This window comes from Actinacidiphila alni (assembly GCF_900112845.1).
Classification (GTDB): Bacteria; Actinomycetota; Actinomycetes; order Streptomycetales; family Streptomycetaceae; genus Actinacidiphila; species Actinacidiphila alni.
Map to the genome: position 1 here is coordinate 54,723 of NZ_FONG01000002.1, position 16,186 is coordinate 70,908.

The window sequence follows — 16,186 nt, forward strand, 5'->3', positions numbered from 1 at the left end:
TGTGCGAATGGGAAGACTTCCGCCTGAAGTTGACGCCTTCCCGACCCTCCGAAGGGGAGGGCCGGGAAGTCGCCCGGCTCAGGCGGGTGCCTGTTCGGGGGTCGGTGCGGTGGGGGTGGGGGTCGGCGCCGGGGTGTGGCGGAGGGCGGTCAGGGCGACCGTGACCGCGGCGAGGAGGAGGGCGGCGCCGAGGGTGAGGCCGAGGGCGTAGCCGGAGTTGAGGGAGTGGAGGGTGACGGGGTGGCCCGTACGGCGCTGGGCCGCGGTGCCCAGGGCCGCGAGGCCGAGGGAGGCGCCGATCTGGCGGGAGCTGTTCAGCAGGCCCGAGGCGGTGCCGGTCTCGTGGGGCGCGACGCCGGCCGTCGCGATGGAGACGACCGGGCCGAGGCAGAGCCCGAAGCCGACGCTGGCGACGATCGACGGCCCGAGGATGTCGGCGGCGAAACTGCCGTCCGCGCTGATCATCCCGAACCACGCGAAGCCGACCGTACCGAGCAGCCCGCCCGCGACGAGCAGGATGCGCGGCGGCACGCGGTAGCCGAGCTTCACCGCCAGGACGGACCCGGCGATCAGCCCGAAGGTGAAGGGCAGGAACATCACCCCGGTCATCGCCGGACCGTGCCCGAGGATCTCCTGGAGGTAGAGCGAGGCGAAGTAGAAGGACGGCGTCATCGCCATGCCGACCAGCAGGTTGAAGGCGTTGGCGCCGCTGACCGAGCGGTTCGCGAACAGCCCGAGCCGGATCAGCGGATCACGCGCCGTCGTGCGTTCCACCGCCACGAAGGCCGCCAGCAGGACGACGGCCGCCGCGAGCGTGCCGAGCGTGGCCGCCGAGGTCCACCCGTGCCGGTCGGTACGGACCACGCCGAAGACCAGCAGCGTCATCCCGGCGGTGGCCAGTACGGCGCCGAGCACATCGGGCCGGGAGCCGCGCGCGGCGGGCGGCGCCGCGCGCACCCCGCGCCAGGCCAGCGCCATCGCGCCGAGCGCCATCGGCACGTTCACCAGCATCACCCAGCGCCAACTGGCGTACTGCGTCAGCACACCCCCGATGACGACGCCGAAGGCGCCGCCCGCCGCGTTCGTCGCGCTCCACACACCGAAGGCCCGCACCCGCTCCCGCCCCGAGGGGAAGGTCGCGGTGAGCAGCGACAGCGCGGCCGGCGCGAGCGCGGCGGCGCCGATGCCCTGGACGGTGCGGGCCGCGACGAGCTGGCCGGGCGCCTGGGCGAGGCCGCCGGCCAGTGAGGCCAGCCCGAACAGGCCGAGGCCGAGCAGCAGCATCCGCTTGCGGCCGTAGCGGTCGGCCGCCTTGCCGCCGAGCAGCAGCAGACCGCCGAAGGTGAGCGCGTACGCGTGGATCACCCAGGTCAGGCCGACCGCGTCGAAGCCGAGGCCGGTCGCGATCTGCGGCAGTCCGACGTTCACGACCGAGATGTCCAGCGACACCATGAACTGGACGACGGCGACCACGGCGAGCGTGAGGCCGGGCCGTACGCCGGCCGCTTCCGCCTTCCCGTCCGGCGGCGTGCGCGGAGTGCCGCCCCGCGCCCTCGGAACACCCGCGTCATTCGTTGTGCCGGTCATCGCCGACCCCCATTTCTCGACTTCCCGCTGACTTTAGGAACGTGTTCCGAAAGTAGCATCGGAAGCGGCTGCCGTAAATCGGACGAGGTCAGCGGGGGTTTTGGCGCGCGGCCCGGGACCTGCGGGCGCGGCCCCGCCCGGCTTGGCGGCATGATGGAGTCCATGTCCTCCTCCGCCGCGCCCACCGGCCGCACCGGCCGCCCGCCCGTGACCTCCCGCGCGGAGATCCTCACGGCGGCCCGGCGCCTCATCGACCGCGACGGCTGGGACAAGCTCACGATCCGCCGCCTCGCGTCCGAGCTGGGCGTCGGCGCGACGACGCTCTACCACCACATTCGCGACAAGGAGGATCTGCTGGTCCAGCTGCTGGAGTACCACGTCGGCCGGCTCGACCGTCCGCCGCTGCCGGACGGGCCGCGCGACCGCATCGTCGTCGCCGCCGCCGCGATGCACGACGCGCTCGCGTCCTGGCCGTGGGCGGCCGAGGTGCTGACCACGGACGGCTTCGTCGGCCTGCTCGACGAGTCCGCGCTGTGGATGGTCGAGGGCATCCTGGCCGGCGCCGACGAGCACGGCTGCACGCCCGAGCAGTCCGTACGCCTCTTCCGCAGCATCTGGTACTACACCGTCGGCGAGATCCTGGTCCGCGCGCACACCGCGCGCCGCGTCGAGGAGGGCCGACTCCCCGAATTCCGCACGGTGTTCGACGCGGACCGCGTCCCCCACCTGGCCGCCCTCGGCGCACGCTGGCGCACGCTGGCCGTACGGGACACGTATCCGGTCGGCCTCCAGGCGTTCGTGGACGGCCTGTTGGCCCAGGCCGACGCCGAACGCGCCTGACGGCGGGGCGAGCGGGGCCGGTTCAGGCCGCGTTCTCCGGGCGGGTGAGCAGCGCCAGGTAGCGGTCGATGCCCGAGACCCGTCCGGGCAGCGGCGCGGTCAGGTCCCACCAGCGCGCCGCCGCGATCTCGTCGTAGGACCGGACGGCGGGGAAGGCGCGCCGCCACGCGGCGGGACCGGTGAACAGAGCGCCGTACTCGGCCCGTCGCCCGGGTCCGAGCAGGAATCCCGCCCACCCGACGAACCGCAGCGGCCTGCCGGGCACCTGCCCGGTCTCCTCCGCGAGTTCGCGGACCGCCGCCTGGCGCGGACTCTCCCCCGGCTCCAACTGCGCCCCGGGCAGCTCCCATTGGTCCCGCTCGCGGTCACGGACGACGACGACCTCACCGCCGTGCCACAGCGCGGTCAGCGCCATGGGCATCGGCGCGCCGTCGGGGAGCACGTGCTCGACGCCGAAGGTGAACGACACGAGCCGGTTGCCGTGCTCGTCGACGGCGAGGGGTACGGCGGGCACGGACGACGAGGGCGAGGGCGAGGGCGAGGGCGGCGGCGACGATGACGGCGAGGGCGAAACGGCCATGGGGCAGTCTGCCCCGGCGCACAGCGCGGTGCACGCCGTCCCGCCCCATCCGATGAACGGCCACCGACAAGGTCTAGACATTTAACGGTCTCCGCCCCCGCCGGGACCGGCTGCTCGCGTACATTCATGGCTGTACGGACGCCCCAACTCGCAACGCCCTGTTCAGAGTTGACCAACTGACCAGACGCAGAGGAGAGGTAAGTGCGCATCCCCCCACGTACGGGCCGGACCGGCCGACACATACAGACCGGCCGACGGATACGGATCGGCCGACGGGCAGGTATCGGCCGACGGATACGGCACTGGATCGGCGGCGGCATCGCGGGCGCGGCGGCACTGCTGCTGTTCGTCAGCGGCAGCGCGTCGGCCGCGATCCCGATCGGCCAGCCGATGACCGGCGAAGCGACCTACTACAACGATGTCGGCTACGGAGCGTGCGGGACGCAGATCGACGCGTCCACGCAGTATCTGGTCGCGGTGTCGTACCAGTGGTGGACGTCGGCCAATCCCAACAACGACCCGCTGTGCCAGGGCATTTCGGTCCAGGTCACCTACAACGGCCACACCATCACCGTCCCGGTGGCCGACAAGTGCCCGACGTGCGACGCGACGCACATCGACCTCAGCCAGCCCGCGTTCACCGAATACGCGCCGACCGGCACCGGGGTGATCACCGGTATCACCTGGCAGTTCGTCTCCTCCGGCGGCACTCCCCCGCCGCCCCCGCCGCTCGGCGCGCCCACCGGCGTGCACGTCACGGCGACCACCGGCAGCTCCGTCTCGCTGTCCTGGACGGGCGTGAGCGGCGCGTCCTCGTACGTCGTCCGGCGCGGCGCCACCCAGGTCGGCACCACCTCGGGCACCGGCTTCACCGACACCGGTCTCACGGCGGGCACCACGTACAGCTACACCGTCGCCGCGGTCACCTCCTCCGGCGCCCTCGGCACCGCGTCACCGGCGGTCACCGCCACGACCGCGGGTGACGGCGGCGGGCCCGCCAACGGCTGCCCGACCGCCTGGAGTTCGTCCACCTCATACGTGCCCGGCGACGTCGTCTCGTACAACGGCCACAAGTACACCTCGACGTACTACTCGACCAGCGCCGTACCGAGCGACCCGTCGTCCTGGGCGGTGTGGACCGACAACGGCCCCTGCTGACACGGGAGTTCACCGCCGCTGCCCCGCCCTCGCCCCTCAGTCCTCCGCGATCTCCGGAGTCTCCCGGGGGGCGAGGCGGGGCAGCAGCGCGAGCAGGGAACGGCGTTCGGCCGGGTCGAGGCCGGCGAGGAAGCCGTCCTCCATGGCGCGGATCGCGGCGCGGACCCGGGCGTGGAGCGCGCGCCCGGCGTCGGTGAGCGAGACCGTGTACGAGCGGCGGTCGGCCGCGCCCGGGCGGCGTACGACGAGGCCGCGCCGCTGCAAGTCGTCCAGCAGCTTGATCAGCCGCGTCTTGTCGTGCCGGATCTCGCGGGCGAGCGTCAGCTGATTGGGCGCGGCGCCCAGGGCGAGCCGGGACAGGACGACGTACTCCCACATCGTCAGCCCGTTCTCGGCCAGCAGCGGCGCCTCGGCGTCCACGAGCCGTCGGGTGACGCGGGCGAACATCGCCCCCAGGTCCTCGCGCCCCGTCCCGTCGTCCCGCCCCGCCCCGTCGTCCCGCCCCGTTCCGTCCTCGCGATCGGCTTCCGACATGCGCCGCAGTGTATCCGTGCGTCCGTGGCGATCAGCCCCGGCGGATGATCCGTTGACAGACGATACGCACATGCTTACCGTCTACATATGCATACTATCGCTGTCTTCGGGGCCACCGGACGCGTCGGCGCCGCCACCGTCCGCCGTCTCGGCCGGGCAGGCGCGTCCGTCCGGGCCGTCGTCCGCACCGATCCGGCGGGCGTCCGGATCGAGGGCGCGGCCTCGGTCGTACGGGCCGACCTGCTCGATCCCGCATCCATCGCGGCGGCCGTCGCGGGATGCGACAAGGCGCAGGTGATCTGCCCGCTGCCGCCGCGCGCGGACGACCCGGCCGCGCGGATGGCGGCCGTCACCGACGCGCTGGTGGCGGGCCTGCACGCCGCCCCGGCCGTCGAGATCCTGGCCGTCTCCGACTACGGCGCCGAACTCCCGTCCGGCACCGGCATCACCGGCCCCTTCCACCGACTGGAGGCCCGCCTTGGCGAACTGCCGAATCCGCTGACCTTCGTCCGCTCCGCCGAGCACATGCACAACTGGGCCCGGCAGGTGCCGGAAGCCGTCCGCACCGGCCGCCTCGCGAGCATGCACCAGCCGCTGACCAAGCGCTTCCCGACCGTGCACGCCCCCGATGTCGGCGTCCTCACCGCCGACCTGCTGCTGGCGCCCGCCGCCGACTCCCCGCGCGTCGTCCACGTCGAGGGCCCGGACCGCCCCACCGCCCTGGACGTCGCCGCCGCCCTCACCGCGATCACCGGCACGGACATCGCACCCTTCGAACCCCCGCGCCCCGCCTGGGAATCCGCCCTCACCACGGCCGGCGCCACCCTCGCCATGGCCGGCCTGATCACCGAACTCTTCGACGCCCACAACGCCGGCCGCATCGGCACCCCGCCGGGCGCCGACGTCCGCTACGGCACCACGTCCTTGGCGGACGGCCTCGCCGCGGCCCTGTCCCGTGAGCGCCTGTCCCGTTAGCCCTCCGGGAGAAGCGTCCGGATGTCACCGGTGAACGCGGCGGTGTCGGTGAGGCCGAAGGCGACGCGCTGGAGCAGGAATCCGTGCAGCAGGCCCATCACCACGCGGGCGCCGCGTTCGGGGTCCACGGCGGGCGCCACCGTACCCGCCGCCTGGCCGCGGCGGAGCGCGTCGGCGATGCTGCCGCGTACGGACTCGAAGCCGTCGAGCGCGTGGGCCTGCGCGGTGTCGTTGCGCAGCAGCTCCGACCAGGTCTGCACGGCGCAGCGCAGGAGTTCCTCGACCGGTACGTCGTGTCCCGCGGCGTCGGTGACGGTCTCCGCGCTGAGGGCCTGGAGTGACGCGGTGACGAGGTCGGCGACCGAGGGCGCCGCGCTGGCGGCGGCCAGTTCCTGGATCGGCGCGAAGACCAGCCGGAACGCGTCCCCGGCGATGGCGAGGATGATCTCGTCCTTGCCCGCGAAGTAGCGGTAGGGCGCCCCGGCCGAGACGCCGGCCTCGGCGGCGATGTCGGGCATCGAGGTCTGGTGGAAGCCGTCGCGCGAGAAGCAGCGGCGCGCCGCCGCCACGATCTCGGCGCGCTTGGCCTCGCGGCGCTCGGGGGTGAGGCGTGGCACGGCCGTCCCTCCTCCAACGTGAATGACTGTTCACCTTGACCGGTGTGACGCACGAGCCTACCGTAAAAGTGAATGCTCATTCACGGAAGCGAGGGCTTCGTCATGCCCGCACACCTGCGCATCGCCACCTACGCCTACGAGCACACCGCGGCGCTGCTCGACGGCCGCGTCCCGATCGACGGGGTCGACGCCACCTTCGAGACGGCACCGCTGGTCTCGGACATCTTCCGGCGCACTGTCGAACGGCGCTACGACGTCGCCGAATACGGCCTGACCTACTTCCTGCGCACCTTCGACCTCGACGACTCGCCGTTCCTCGCGCTGCCGGTCTTCCCGAACCGCAACTTCCGCCACTCGGCCGTCTTCGTGAACACGGCGGCGGGGATCGAGCAGCCGCGGGACCTCGCGGGAAGGACCATCGGGGAGTTCGCGATGTTCGGGCACGACCCCGGTGTGTGGATGAAGGGGATCTTCTCCGACGAGTACGGTCTGACCCCTGATCAGTCCCGCTGGGTCGTCGGCGGCACCGACCACCCCATCCCGGCTTTCGACTGGATTCCGCAGCCCGTGCCGGCGGGCGTGGACGTACGGCACGCCGCCGACGACCAGACGCTCGGCGCGATGCTGGAAGCCGGCGAGATCGACGCGCTCATCTCCGTCGACGTCCCCCAGGCCCTGCTCGCCGGCTCCACCAAAATCGCCCGGCTCTTCCCCGACTACGAGACCGTCGAGCGCGCCTACTACCGGCGCACCGGGATCTTCCCCGCCATGCACATCATCGCCGTCCCCCGCGAACTGGCCACCCGCGCCGACCTGATGCTCGCCCTCTACCGCGCCTTCGACCAGGCCAAGCAACTCGCCCAGGACACCTACCGGCGCGGCGCCCTCAAGCAGCACATGGGCGTGATCACCCCCTGGTTCAGCCGCCACTTCGAGGAGAATCTGGAACTCCTGGGCGACGACTGGTGGCCCTACGGCCTCGCCGCGAACCGCACCGTCCTCGACACCTTCCTCCGCTACCACTACGAACAGGGCCTCTCGCGGCGCCTGTTGACCAGCGAGGACATCATCGTCCCGGCCCTCCTGGACACCTGAGCCCGCGCGAACGCCAGGACCCCGACCGCGTCACGCGATCGGGGCCCCGGGTTGCTCCCTGCTCCCTAGGCGGCGAAGCCGCCGGCCTTCACGTCGGCCACGAAGGCGGACCAGGCGTCAGCCGTGAAGACCAGCGCCGGACCCTGCGGGTCCTTGCTGTCGCGCACGGGCACCACCGACGTGTGCCCGTCCGCGACCTCGATGCAACTGCCGTTATCCCCACCGCTGTAGCTGCTCTTGCGCCACGTGGTGAGCACGGACGCGTCGGGGAGGTGGTGCCGAGTCGTCATGGTGCGCGGTACTCCTTTACGCGGTCGCGAATACGCCGGCCTTCACGTCGGCCACGAAGGCGGACCAGGCGTCAGCCGTGAAGACCAGCGCCGGACCCTGCGGGTCCTTGCTGTCGCGCACGGGCACCACCGACGTGTGCCCGTCCGCGACCTCGATGCAACTGTCGTTGTTCGTCCCGCTGTAGCTGCTCTTGCGCCACGTGGTGAGCGCCGAGGCATCAGGGAGGTGCGTCATGGTGCGTCGTACTCCTTAGCCACCTGCTCGATCATGTCCAAGGACGGACCCGGCGGGAGCCCCAGTGCCCTGGCCATATCGAACGCTTCCTTGAACCCCTGAACCTTAGCCGGGTCGTCCACGAAGCTGCCCGTATATAGGGCCTCGACGTAGGCGGCCTCCGGCTCCTCGGTGAACCGCATCAGGGACACCATGCTGCCCATGGCGGGATGGGCGCCCGCGGCGAACGGGACGACCTGCACCATGAGCCGCCCCGACCTGCCCAGTTGTGCGATGTGCCGCAGTTGGACAGCCATCACGCGGCGGCTGCCGACCACTGTGCGGAGCACCGCCTCACCCAGCACGACCCACACCACGGGCCCGTCCGGCTTGCTGAGGATTCGTGAGCGCACGAGCCTGTTGACAACGTGCTTGTCAACCTCGTCGGCCTCGAAGTTCGGAGCCGCCTTCTCCAGGGCCGCGCGGGCGTAGTCCTCGACCTGGAGGATGCCGGGAACGAACACGGCCGCGAATTCGGAGATCGCGACAGCCCGGGTCTCGGCGTCGGCAGCCGCGCTGAAGTAGTCGACGTAGCGATGGACGATGAGCGTCGGCAGGAACCGCTCGAAGAAGCCGTCGGTGCCCAACGCCTGGTCAAGACGCTTGGCGTCATCGAGTCGTGGACGCCTGCGACCTGCTTCGACGTGCGCGATCATCGACGGCGACAGCACCACCCGTCTGCCCAGTTCTGCCTGCGACAGGCCGGCCGTCTCGCGGCGGCGCTTCAGCTCGTTGCCGTAGACCCTCCGCGGGTCGGTCTGCTCATCGCCCAGCACCGGCGAGTCGGTCATGGTGCGCAACCCCACTTCTTGACGGGACCGCTGGAGATTCGGCACCCCTTCCGAGGCTAGCCGTATCCCCGTCACTGTGTGAGCGATCGAGCACAGACAGTGCGCGAACTCGGCGTCGAGGGACCTCATATGGGAACGACCGCACCCCCCACGGAAGTGGCCACGCAGTGGCCCTGCACCCCGCTCTCCGCCCGGCGCACCCGCCGCCAGCTCGCGGCGCTGCTCGACGACTGGGAGCTCGGCGCCCTCGCCGACAGCGCCCTCCTCGTCCTGTCGGAACTGATCGCCAACGCGGTGCGGCACGCACGCACCACCGAGGGCATGGCCCGCGACATCGGCACCGTCTTCGTCCGCGACGGCGACGGCGTCCGCATCGAGGTCCACGACACCCGCGCCGACCGCCGCCCGACCCTCACCGACCCCCGCCCCCTCGACGAATCCGGCCGCGGCCTCCACCTCGTCGACGCCCTCACCGAGGGCAAGTGGGGCGTCAACTCCCGTACGGGCCCAGGCAAGGCCGTCTGGGCACACGTCACGCCGGACGCAGCCGGATGAGATAGCCCACCACGGCACCTGCCGCCCCGTCCTGACGTTCCCTCACCGCAGCGCACAGGTCCGGCCCGCGCGCGGACGGGCGCGTTTAACCGTTCGGCACGCGGCCGGGCCGCTGCCTACGCTCATTCCATGGACGGGGAACGGGAGTTGCTGAATGTCGTTGATGTCGAGGCGACGTGCTGGGAGGGGCAGGCGCCGGCCGGGGAGGTGAGCGAGATCGTCGAGATCGGGCTGACCGTGGTGGATCTGGGGGCGCGGGAGCGGGTGGGGCGGCATCGGGTGGTGGTGCGGCCGGCGCGGTCGCGGGTGGGCGGGTTCTGTACGGAGCTGACGGGGCTGACGCAGGCCGAGGTGGACGGCGGGGTGCCGTTCGCCGAGGCGTGCCGGATGCTGGCCCGGGACCACGCGGCCGGGGCGCGGGCGTGGGCGAGTTGGGGCGACTACGACCGGCACCAGTTCACCCGCCAGTGCCGGGCCGCGGCCGTCCCGTACCCCTTCGGCGCCGTCCACACCAACGCGAAAGCCGTCTTCACCGAGGCGTACGGACTGCGCAAACGCCCCGGCATGGCCGAGGCGTTGCGCGTCGCCGGCCTCCCTCTGGAGGGCCGCCACCACCGCGGCGAGGACGACGCCTGGAACATCGCGGCGCTGGTCCTCGCCGTGGCGGCCCGAGATGGGTGGCCCGGGTAACCGGCCTACGAAGCCGGTCAGTTGGCCTCGCCGTAGCGGCGGACGATCGCCGTGCGGAGGGTGCGGGGGGAGGCGCCGAGGGCGGTCAGGACGGAGCGGGCCGGGTCGCTGGTGACGGTGATCAGGGCCAGGGCGAGGTGGTCGAGGCCGATGCGGGGGGCGTGCTGGGACTGTGCCTCGCGCAGGGTGTCGGCGAGGCTCTCCTTGGCGCGCGGCGTGAAGGGGATGTGGCCGACGGGACGGGCGGCGAAGGCCGCTTCGTAGCGGCCGGTGACGCCCGCGGGCAGGGCGGGCACCCGGGCGGCGGTGCGGTCCGTACGGCGGCGGCGCCAGTGCGGGAGGCGTACGGAGCCGCGGCGCCGCCTCGGCCCGACCGGGTGCGCGCCCAAGTGGGCGGCGCGGTCGGCCCGTACGAGGGCGTCCGGCCCGAACGACTCCTCCAGGCGGGCGCGTACGGCGTCGAGGTCGATGCCGATCGACGCGAGCGCGTCACGGTTGCGGGTGCCGAACACGTCGGAGCCCGCGCCGAGTCCGACCTGCCGGACGATCTCCCGCTCGACGCCTTCCGGCGTCACGCCGTGCTCGCGCAGGACGGCCGCGGCCGGCTGGTCGGCGGCGACGAGCGCGAGCAGCAGGTGCTCGCAGCCGATGGAGGTGTGCCCGAGCCGGCGGGCGTGCTCCTGGGCGTGCACGACGACCGTGCGGGTCTCCGGCGTGAACCGTTCGAACATCATCGCCTCCCCATCATCCGGCCGTACTTGCGGTGCACGGTCTGCTTCGTCACGCCCAGCCGCTCGGCGATGTCCTGCCAGGACCAGCCCAGCTTCCTGGCGTTCTCGACCTGGAGGATCTCCAGGCGCTCGGTGAGTTCCCGCAGGGCGGCCACCGCACGGAGCCCGACGTCCGGGTCGTTGCTGGCGGCACCCTCGGCGATCGCGAGTGTGCTTTCCATGGGCGTCAGCATATGCTGACGATCCGCGCCGCGTCAACATATGCTGACGGCTACAGGGTGCGGCCGCACGCTCACCAGGGCACGACGCCGTTCTCGTCCTGGAAGGTCCCCGTCGGCCCGTCGGGGCCGAGCGTCGCCAGCCGTACGACGACCCGGGCGCTCTCCTCGGCCGGCCGGCCGATCCCGAAGGCGGCCGTCAGGTCGGTCGCCGTCGTACCGGGCTCGACCGCGTTGAACCTGATGCCCGGCTCGGACTTGGCGTACTGCACCGTGAGCATCGTGGCGGCGGCCTTGGACGCGGAGTAGAGCGCCAACGGCAGGCCGTACTCCGGGCGTTCCGGATTGGTCACCGCCCAGAAGGACCCGGCGCTGCTGGAGACGGTGACCACGACCGGGTTCGCGGAGCGGCGCAGCAGCGGGAGGGCCGCTTCGGTGACGCGTACGACGCCGACCGCGTTGGTGTCGAAGGCCCGCAGCGCCGTGGGGCCGTCGACGGCGCCGTCAGCGAGGATGCCCGCGTTGTTCACCAGGACGTCGAGCCGGCCCTCGGCCGCGTCGATCTCCGCCAGTGCGGCGGCCACCGAGGCGTCGTCGGTCACGTCGAGCCGCACGAAGCGCGCGCCGAGCGCCGCCGCGGCCTTCTCGCCTCGCTCGGCGTCGCGCGCCCCGACGTAGACGACGTGGCCCAGGGCCAGCAGCTGCCTGGCCGTCTCGTGGCCGATGCCCTTGTTGGCCCCGGTGATCAGTGTGATGGTCATGCCCGTCCGTCCTCACGCGTGATGCCGCTCTCGACTTCTGCAACGGTCGCTACAGAATTCGAACCGTAGCACTTCCGCAGCGATCGCTACAGAAGAGGTAGGGTGCGGGCGTGGAGACGAAGGGGAAGCAGCAGACGAGGCAGACCAAGGAGAGCGGCGCCAAGGGCCGCCCCCGGGGCTTCGACGCCGACGAGGCGCTCGAGCGCGCCATGCTGGTCTTCTGGCGGCACGGCTACGAGGGCGCGAGCACCGCCGCCCTGACGCGTGCGATGGGCATCTCCACGACCAGCATGTACGCGGCCTTCGGCAACAAGGAGGAACTGTTCCGCAAGGTCCTGGACCGCTACACCGAGGGCCCGAGCGCGTACATGGCCCGGGCCATGGCCGAGCCGACCGCCCTCGCCGTCGCCACCGCGATCCTCACCGGCACCGTCCGCACCACCACGCGCCCCGCCCACCCCCACGGCTGCCTGGGCGTCCAGGGCGCCCTGAGCGCCGGCGACGCCGCACAAGAGGTCCGCGACCTCCTCGCCGCCTGGCGGGACAACGGCTACACCAGCGTCCGCGAACGCTTCGAACGCGCCGTCGCGGACGGCGATCTCCCCGCCACCACCGACCCGGCCCTGCTGGCCCGCTACGTCACCACCATCGGCTACGGCATCGCCGTCCAGGCCGCCGGCGGCGTCCCCCGCGCCGACCTCCAAGAACTGGCCGACGCCGCCCTCCTCAATTGGCCGCCGTTCTGACGGGCCCGTCCACGGCGCCCGCGTCACCGCCGGGACCCGTGTCACCGCCGGGGTTCACGTCACCGCCGGGACCCGCGTCAGCGCCGAGGAGGAGCCGGCGCCGCGCCCGGTCCACCTTGATGACGACGACCGTCAGTTCGTCGCCGGGCTCGGCGCCGTCGAAGAGCCAGGCAGCGCCGTCCTCCTGACGGTGCATCAGTCCCTCGACCCCTTCGGCGACCTCCACGAAGACGCCGAACGGGACCACCTTGGTCACCCGGCCCCGCAGCCGCCGGCCGACGCGGCACGCCTCGGCGAAGGCCGCGAAGGGGTCGGGTCGCAGCGCCTTCAGGGACAGCCGGGCCTCACCGTTCCAGGTGTCGAACTGGAGGAATTCGCACGCCACGCGCTGCCCGACGCGTACGACGTCCGACGCCGACTCGAAGCGCCGCCAGGACAGTTCGGGGTGGGCGATGAACCCGACGCCGGGGAAGACCGGATGGGCGGGGCCGTCGTCGAGCGCGACGAAGACGCCGAAGGTCTCGATCGACGCGATCGTGCCGGACAGGATCTCGCCCGGGCGCCGCGCACCGAGGAACGCCCACAACTCCCGGTGCTCCGTGGCGGTCATCGCCAACCGGACCCGGCCGTGGTCGGCCTCCACAGCGACCACCTCGCCGGTGACGCGCTGCCCCACCTCCACGGCGGCAGCCGAACTCCCCAGCCAGGACACGTCCGTGGCGAACACCGTCCCCAACGGCCGCGCGGGAAAACCGTCCAGGAGCACCGCCAGGTCGCGCCGCCGCGATATCCCGGCAACGCTCCCGCCGAGGACGTCCCCCACCCGGATACCGGTGAGGAAGTCCCGCACCTCCTGGGAGTCGGCCGCCTCGTTCATGGGCGTGAGCCTCTCACGGCGCGAAGCGGGCCGCGTCCGAGGCGTCGTCGGTGAGGAAGGCGGTCAGGGCGCGGGCCTCGGCCAGGACGGCGGCGCGTTCCGGGCGGGAGAAGGGGCGCAGGGGGGTGATGAGACAGGTGGAACCGGTCAGGGTCCAAGTGGCCGAGACCTGGCCGTCGGTGAGGACGACGCGGGCGCCGGAGACGGAGAGGGGGCGGTGGGCGGGGGCGACGATACGGGCGCGGTCGTCGTAGCCGAGCAGGGCGTTGTCGAAGGCGGGCAGGAAACGGACCGGGGCCGGGGTGTCCGGGTCCGGGCGCGGGGCGTCCGGGAGGTCGAGGAGTTCGCGGCCGCGCTCGTCACGGAAGGCGACGAGTTCGGGGCGTACGGCACGGACGGCGGCGGGCAGCCCCGCGAGACCGCACCAGGCGCGCAGGTCGGCGGTGGCGGCGGGCCCGTACGCGGCGAGGTAGCGGCGGACGAGGGTTCGGCCCACCGCATCGTCGTCCCCGACCGGGAGCGGGTCGATGTCGCGGCCGAGCCAGTCGGCCAGCAGCGCGTTGCGGACACCGCCCTTCGTACGCCACAGGCCGCGCGGCGGCACCTGCGCCATCGGGAGCAGGGCGGCGACGAGGAGCTCGCCGAGGGCGCGGGCCGGCGGGCCCGGCCACCGGTCGGCGAGCGCCGCGGTGAGCTGCGCCATGCTGCGCGGCTCCCCGTCGGCCATGACGGCGCGCCCCGCTGCCGCGAGCGCGGCCAGGTCGAGCCCGGCCAACTCGCGGCGGTAGGTGCCGAGTACGCGCTGCCGCAGCATCGCGTCGTGCCGGGACCGCCAGGCCAGGGCGTCCGCGGCCGTGACGAGGTGGACCGTACGCCGCATCAGATGCGTACGGACCACCTGACGGCCGGTCAGCAAGCCGTCCAGATCAGCCGGTTGGAAGCCGTGCAGCCGCGACCACAGCCCGGTGAACGGCTCCTGCGGCTCCTGCGCCTGGAGCCCGCCGAGGTGCGCGACGGCCTCCAGGGCGGGCACATCGCCCCGGTCGAGCAGGAGTTGACGGGCGAGCGTCGCGCGGTTCAGCGCGCGCAGGCTCAGCACGGGCCCGGGACGCCCAGGACGGGACGACTTTGTCACGCGACGACGTCCAGCACCCACACCACGCCGAAGCGGTCGGCGAGCATCCCGTAGAGCGCCGCCCAGGGCGCGGGCCCGAGCGGCCGGACGACGGTCGCGCCGTCCGCCAGCCGCTCCCAGAGCCCGGTGATCTCCGCCGCGTCGGCGCCGCGCAGCGAGACGAAGAAGGCGTTCTCGCCGGGCTGCCACGGCAGTGCGGACGGCACGTCGTAGGCCATGACGTGGAAGCCGTCGGCACCCGCGACCTCGCCCCACATCACCCAGTCCGCCTCGGCCTCGGCCCCGGGCCGTACGGCGCCGGCGTCCTTGTACGTGACGGCGGTGAGCCGGCCGCCGGTGACCGAGCGGTAGAAGTCCAGGGCCGCGCGGGCGTCGCCGCGGAAGTTCAGGTGGGTGGTGGTCGTGACGGACATGTGCGGGTGCTCCTTGCCTGCGGGGCTGGGCTTTCCGGCGGTACGTCCGCCACGCTCGCACCCGTACAGGACAGGACGTGTCCGCTACCCGCGGCAGAATCGGCCGTATGCAGAAGACGTCCGCCCGCCTGCTCACCCTCCTCTCCCTGCTCCAGGCGCGCCGCGACTGGCCGGGCGCGGAGCTGGCGGCCCGCCTCGGCGTCAGCGACCGCACGGTCCGCCGCGACGTGGACCGGCTGCGCGAGCTGGGCTATCCGATCGCCGCCGTGAAGGGCCCGGACGGCGGCTACCGGCTCGGCGCCGGCGCCCGGCTGCCGCCGCTGCTCTTCGACGACGACCAGGCCGTCGCCCTCGCGATCGCCCTGCGGATGGCCGCGGCCACGGGCGCCGGCATCGAGGAGGCGGCGGCACGGGCGCTGGCGACCGTACGGCAGGTGCTGCCCGCGCGGCTGCGGCACCGCGTCGACACCCTCGCCGTCACCGCGCTGCCGCGCCCGGGCGCGCGGGCCGACAGCGAAGTGCTCACCGCCCTGAGCGCGGCCGTCCACGCGGCGGAGGTGCTGCGGTTCGACTACGTCCGTCCGGGAGAGGCGGCGCCCAAGGCGGCCGGAGCCACGGCGCCGCGCCCCGCCGACGCCCACCTCCGTACGGACGAGGCCGCACCCGGAGCGGGAGACGACACCGTCCCGCGCCATGTCCGTACGCCCGAGGTGCGGGACGACACGCCCCCGCGCCGCGCCCACGCCCGTACGGACGAGGCCGCACGCACGGCCGGCGAAGCCACGGCGCCGCGCCGGGTCGAGCCCTACCACCTGGTCGCGCGCGGCGGGCGCTGGTATCTGCTGGCCTGGGACCTGGACCGGGCCGACTGGCGCACCTTCCGGGCCGACCGGATCCGCGACCCCCGCACGCCCACGGGCCCGCGCTTCACCCCGCGTCCCGTGCCCGGCGGCGACGCGGCGGCCTTCGTCGCCGCCCGCTTCCGAGGCGCCGCGAACACCGGGGACACGGCGGACTGGCCGTGCCGCGGCGAGGTCGTGCTGCACCTCCCGGCCGCGACCGTCACCGCGTACGCCCCCGACGACACGACCGTCGAACCCGTCGCCACCGACCGCTGCCGCGTCACCGCCGCCTCCTGGTCGTGGCCCGCGCTGGCCGCGTCCTTCGCCCGCTACGACGCGCCGCTCGACGTCGTCGGCCCGCCGGCGCTCGCGGACGCCTTCGCGGCCCTCGCGCGCCGCTTCACCGAAGCGGCGGCCGGGAGGGCCGGGAGGGAAAACCCGGGGAGCGGCCCGGCCCCGCCCCCGTAACGTGTCGGC

Annotated in this window: 21 protein-coding genes; 8 read left to right on the plus strand and 13 right to left on the minus strand. The window is 73.2% G+C overall.

From position 1 onward, the window contains the following. Positions 1 to 78: 78 nt before the first annotated feature. Positions 79 to 1,587: an MFS transporter gene (locus BM076_RS03075; protein ID WP_093711789.1), complete on the minus strand. Its 1,509-nt coding sequence runs from the start codon at positions 1,585 to 1,587 to the stop codon at positions 79 to 81. A 162-nt stretch (positions 1,588 to 1,749) separates the two neighbouring features. Between BM076_RS03075 and BM076_RS03080 the strand changes: the two genes are divergently transcribed. Next, positions 1,750 to 2,427: a TetR/AcrR family transcriptional regulator gene (locus BM076_RS03080; protein ID WP_177246302.1), complete on the plus strand. Its 678-nt coding sequence runs from the start codon at positions 1,750 to 1,752 to the stop codon at positions 2,425 to 2,427. Positions 2,428 to 2,449: 22 nt separating this feature from the next. On the opposite strand, the gene BM076_RS03085 is transcribed toward BM076_RS03080, so the two are convergent. Continuing rightward, on the minus strand, positions 2,450 to 2,941 hold the full coding sequence (locus tag BM076_RS03085; protein WP_245795686.1) for an NUDIX domain-containing protein: 492 nt from the start codon (positions 2,939 to 2,941) through the stop codon (positions 2,450 to 2,452). Between the two features lie 267 nt (positions 2,942 to 3,208). Between BM076_RS03085 and BM076_RS37230 the strand changes: the two genes are divergently transcribed. Next, positions 3,209 to 4,165 carry a cysteine/serine endopeptidase inhibitor gene (locus tag BM076_RS37230; RefSeq protein WP_245795687.1) on the plus strand — a complete coding sequence of 319 codons (957 nt, stop codon included), beginning with the start codon at positions 3,209 to 3,211 and terminating at the stop codon, positions 4,163 to 4,165. Between the two features lie 36 nt (positions 4,166 to 4,201). Here the strand turns inward: BM076_RS37230 and BM076_RS03095 are convergent, their stop codons facing one another. Next, positions 4,202 to 4,699 (minus strand): MarR family winged helix-turn-helix transcriptional regulator, encoded by a 498-nt coding sequence (locus BM076_RS03095; protein ID WP_093711790.1) that lies wholly within the window; start codon positions 4,697 to 4,699, stop codon positions 4,202 to 4,204. A gap of 87 nt (positions 4,700 to 4,786) precedes the next feature. On the opposite strand from BM076_RS03095, the gene BM076_RS03100 reads away from it, so the two are divergent. After that, positions 4,787 to 5,674 (plus strand): NAD(P)H-binding protein, encoded by an 888-nt coding sequence (locus BM076_RS03100; protein WP_093711791.1) that lies wholly within the window; start codon positions 4,787 to 4,789, stop codon positions 5,672 to 5,674. Here the strand turns inward: BM076_RS03100 and BM076_RS03105 are convergent. Next, entirely contained in the window at positions 5,671 to 6,291 is a 621-nt protein-coding gene (locus BM076_RS03105) for a TetR/AcrR family transcriptional regulator (protein WP_093711792.1), read from the minus strand. The genes BM076_RS03100 and BM076_RS03105 overlap by 4 nt on opposite strands. 72 nt (positions 6,292 to 6,363) lie before the next feature. Between BM076_RS03105 and BM076_RS03110 the strand changes: the two genes are divergently transcribed. Next, entirely contained in the window at positions 6,364 to 7,386 is a 1,023-nt protein-coding gene (locus BM076_RS03110) for a substrate-binding domain-containing protein (RefSeq protein WP_245795688.1), read from the plus strand. 65 nt (positions 7,387 to 7,451) lie between these two features. Here BM076_RS03110 and BM076_RS03115 read toward each other — a convergent pair whose 3' ends face one another. Genes BM076_RS03115 through BM076_RS03125 form a run of 3 tightly spaced genes read right to left on the minus strand, consistent with a single transcriptional unit; the run spans position 7,452 to position 8,741 of the window. Then, on the minus strand, positions 7,452 to 7,676 hold the full coding sequence (locus tag BM076_RS03115; protein ID WP_093711793.1) for a DUF397 domain-containing protein: 225 nt from the start codon (positions 7,674 to 7,676) through the stop codon (positions 7,452 to 7,454). A 16-nt stretch (positions 7,677 to 7,692) separates the two neighbouring features. Continuing rightward, a complete protein-coding gene (locus tag BM076_RS03120) occupies positions 7,693 to 7,911 on the minus strand; it encodes a DUF397 domain-containing protein (protein WP_093711794.1) in 219 nt (72 codons plus the stop codon). Beyond that, entirely contained in the window at positions 7,908 to 8,741 is an 834-nt protein-coding gene (locus BM076_RS03125; RefSeq protein WP_177246303.1) for a helix-turn-helix domain-containing protein, read from the minus strand. The genes BM076_RS03120 and BM076_RS03125 overlap by 4 nt, the downstream gene beginning before the upstream one ends. 129 nt (positions 8,742 to 8,870) lie before the next feature. Here BM076_RS03125 and BM076_RS03130 point away from each other — a divergent pair, with 129 nt between their 5' ends. Both BM076_RS03130 and BM076_RS03135 read left to right on the plus strand, forming a co-directional pair. Beyond that, positions 8,871 to 9,296, plus strand: a complete 426-nt coding sequence (locus tag BM076_RS03130) for an ATP-binding protein (RefSeq protein ID WP_093711796.1) — start codon at positions 8,871 to 8,873, stop codon at positions 9,294 to 9,296. 129 nt (positions 9,297 to 9,425) lie between these two features. Next, the gene (locus BM076_RS03135; protein WP_093711797.1) at positions 9,426 to 9,986 is read left to right on the plus strand and encodes a 3'-5' exonuclease; all 561 of its coding nucleotides are present in this window, start codon (positions 9,426 to 9,428) and stop codon (positions 9,984 to 9,986) included. Positions 9,987 to 10,003: 17 nt separating this feature from the next. Here the strand turns inward: BM076_RS03135 and BM076_RS03140 are convergent, their stop codons facing one another. The 3 genes from BM076_RS03140 to BM076_RS03150 form a co-directional block, all read right to left on the minus strand. After that, entirely contained in the window at positions 10,004 to 10,717 is a 714-nt protein-coding gene (locus BM076_RS03140) for a Clp protease N-terminal domain-containing protein (protein ID WP_177246304.1), read from the minus strand. Further along, a complete protein-coding gene (locus BM076_RS03145) occupies positions 10,717 to 10,938 on the minus strand; it encodes a helix-turn-helix domain-containing protein (RefSeq protein WP_093712195.1) in 222 nt (73 codons plus the stop codon). Before BM076_RS03145 ends, BM076_RS03140 begins: the two co-directional genes overlap by 1 nt. Positions 10,939 to 11,009: 71 nt before the next feature. Further along, entirely contained in the window at positions 11,010 to 11,696 is a 687-nt protein-coding gene (locus BM076_RS03150; protein ID WP_093711799.1) for an SDR family NAD(P)-dependent oxidoreductase, read from the minus strand. Positions 11,697 to 11,806: 110 nt separating this feature from the next. Between BM076_RS03150 and BM076_RS03155 the strand changes: the two genes are divergently transcribed. Next, positions 11,807 to 12,442, plus strand: coding sequence for a TetR/AcrR family transcriptional regulator (locus BM076_RS03155; RefSeq protein ID WP_245795689.1), 636 nt, complete (start codon positions 11,807 to 11,809; stop codon positions 12,440 to 12,442). On the opposite strand, the gene BM076_RS03160 is transcribed toward BM076_RS03155, so the two are convergent. The 3 genes from BM076_RS03160 to BM076_RS03170 are packed head-to-tail and all read right to left on the minus strand — an operon-like array spanning position 12,423 to position 14,867. After that, positions 12,423 to 13,319: a S1 RNA-binding domain-containing protein gene (locus BM076_RS03160; RefSeq protein WP_093711800.1), complete on the minus strand. Its 897-nt coding sequence runs from the start codon at positions 13,317 to 13,319 to the stop codon at positions 12,423 to 12,425. The genes BM076_RS03155 and BM076_RS03160 overlap by 20 nt on opposite strands. 13 nt (positions 13,320 to 13,332) lie before the next feature. Continuing rightward, entirely contained in the window at positions 13,333 to 14,418 is a 1,086-nt protein-coding gene (locus tag BM076_RS03165) for a winged helix DNA-binding domain-containing protein (protein WP_093711801.1), read from the minus strand. 32 nt (positions 14,419 to 14,450) lie between these two features. Further along, positions 14,451 to 14,867: a VOC family protein gene (locus BM076_RS03170; protein ID WP_093711802.1), complete on the minus strand. Its 417-nt coding sequence runs from the start codon at positions 14,865 to 14,867 to the stop codon at positions 14,451 to 14,453. 107 nt (positions 14,868 to 14,974) lie between these two features. Here BM076_RS03170 and BM076_RS03175 point away from each other — a divergent pair, with 107 nt between their 5' ends. After that, positions 14,975 to 16,177 carry a helix-turn-helix transcriptional regulator gene (locus tag BM076_RS03175; protein WP_093711803.1) on the plus strand — a complete coding sequence of 401 codons (1,203 nt, stop codon included), beginning with the start codon at positions 14,975 to 14,977 and terminating at the stop codon, positions 16,175 to 16,177. Positions 16,178 to 16,186 lie beyond the last annotated feature (9 nt).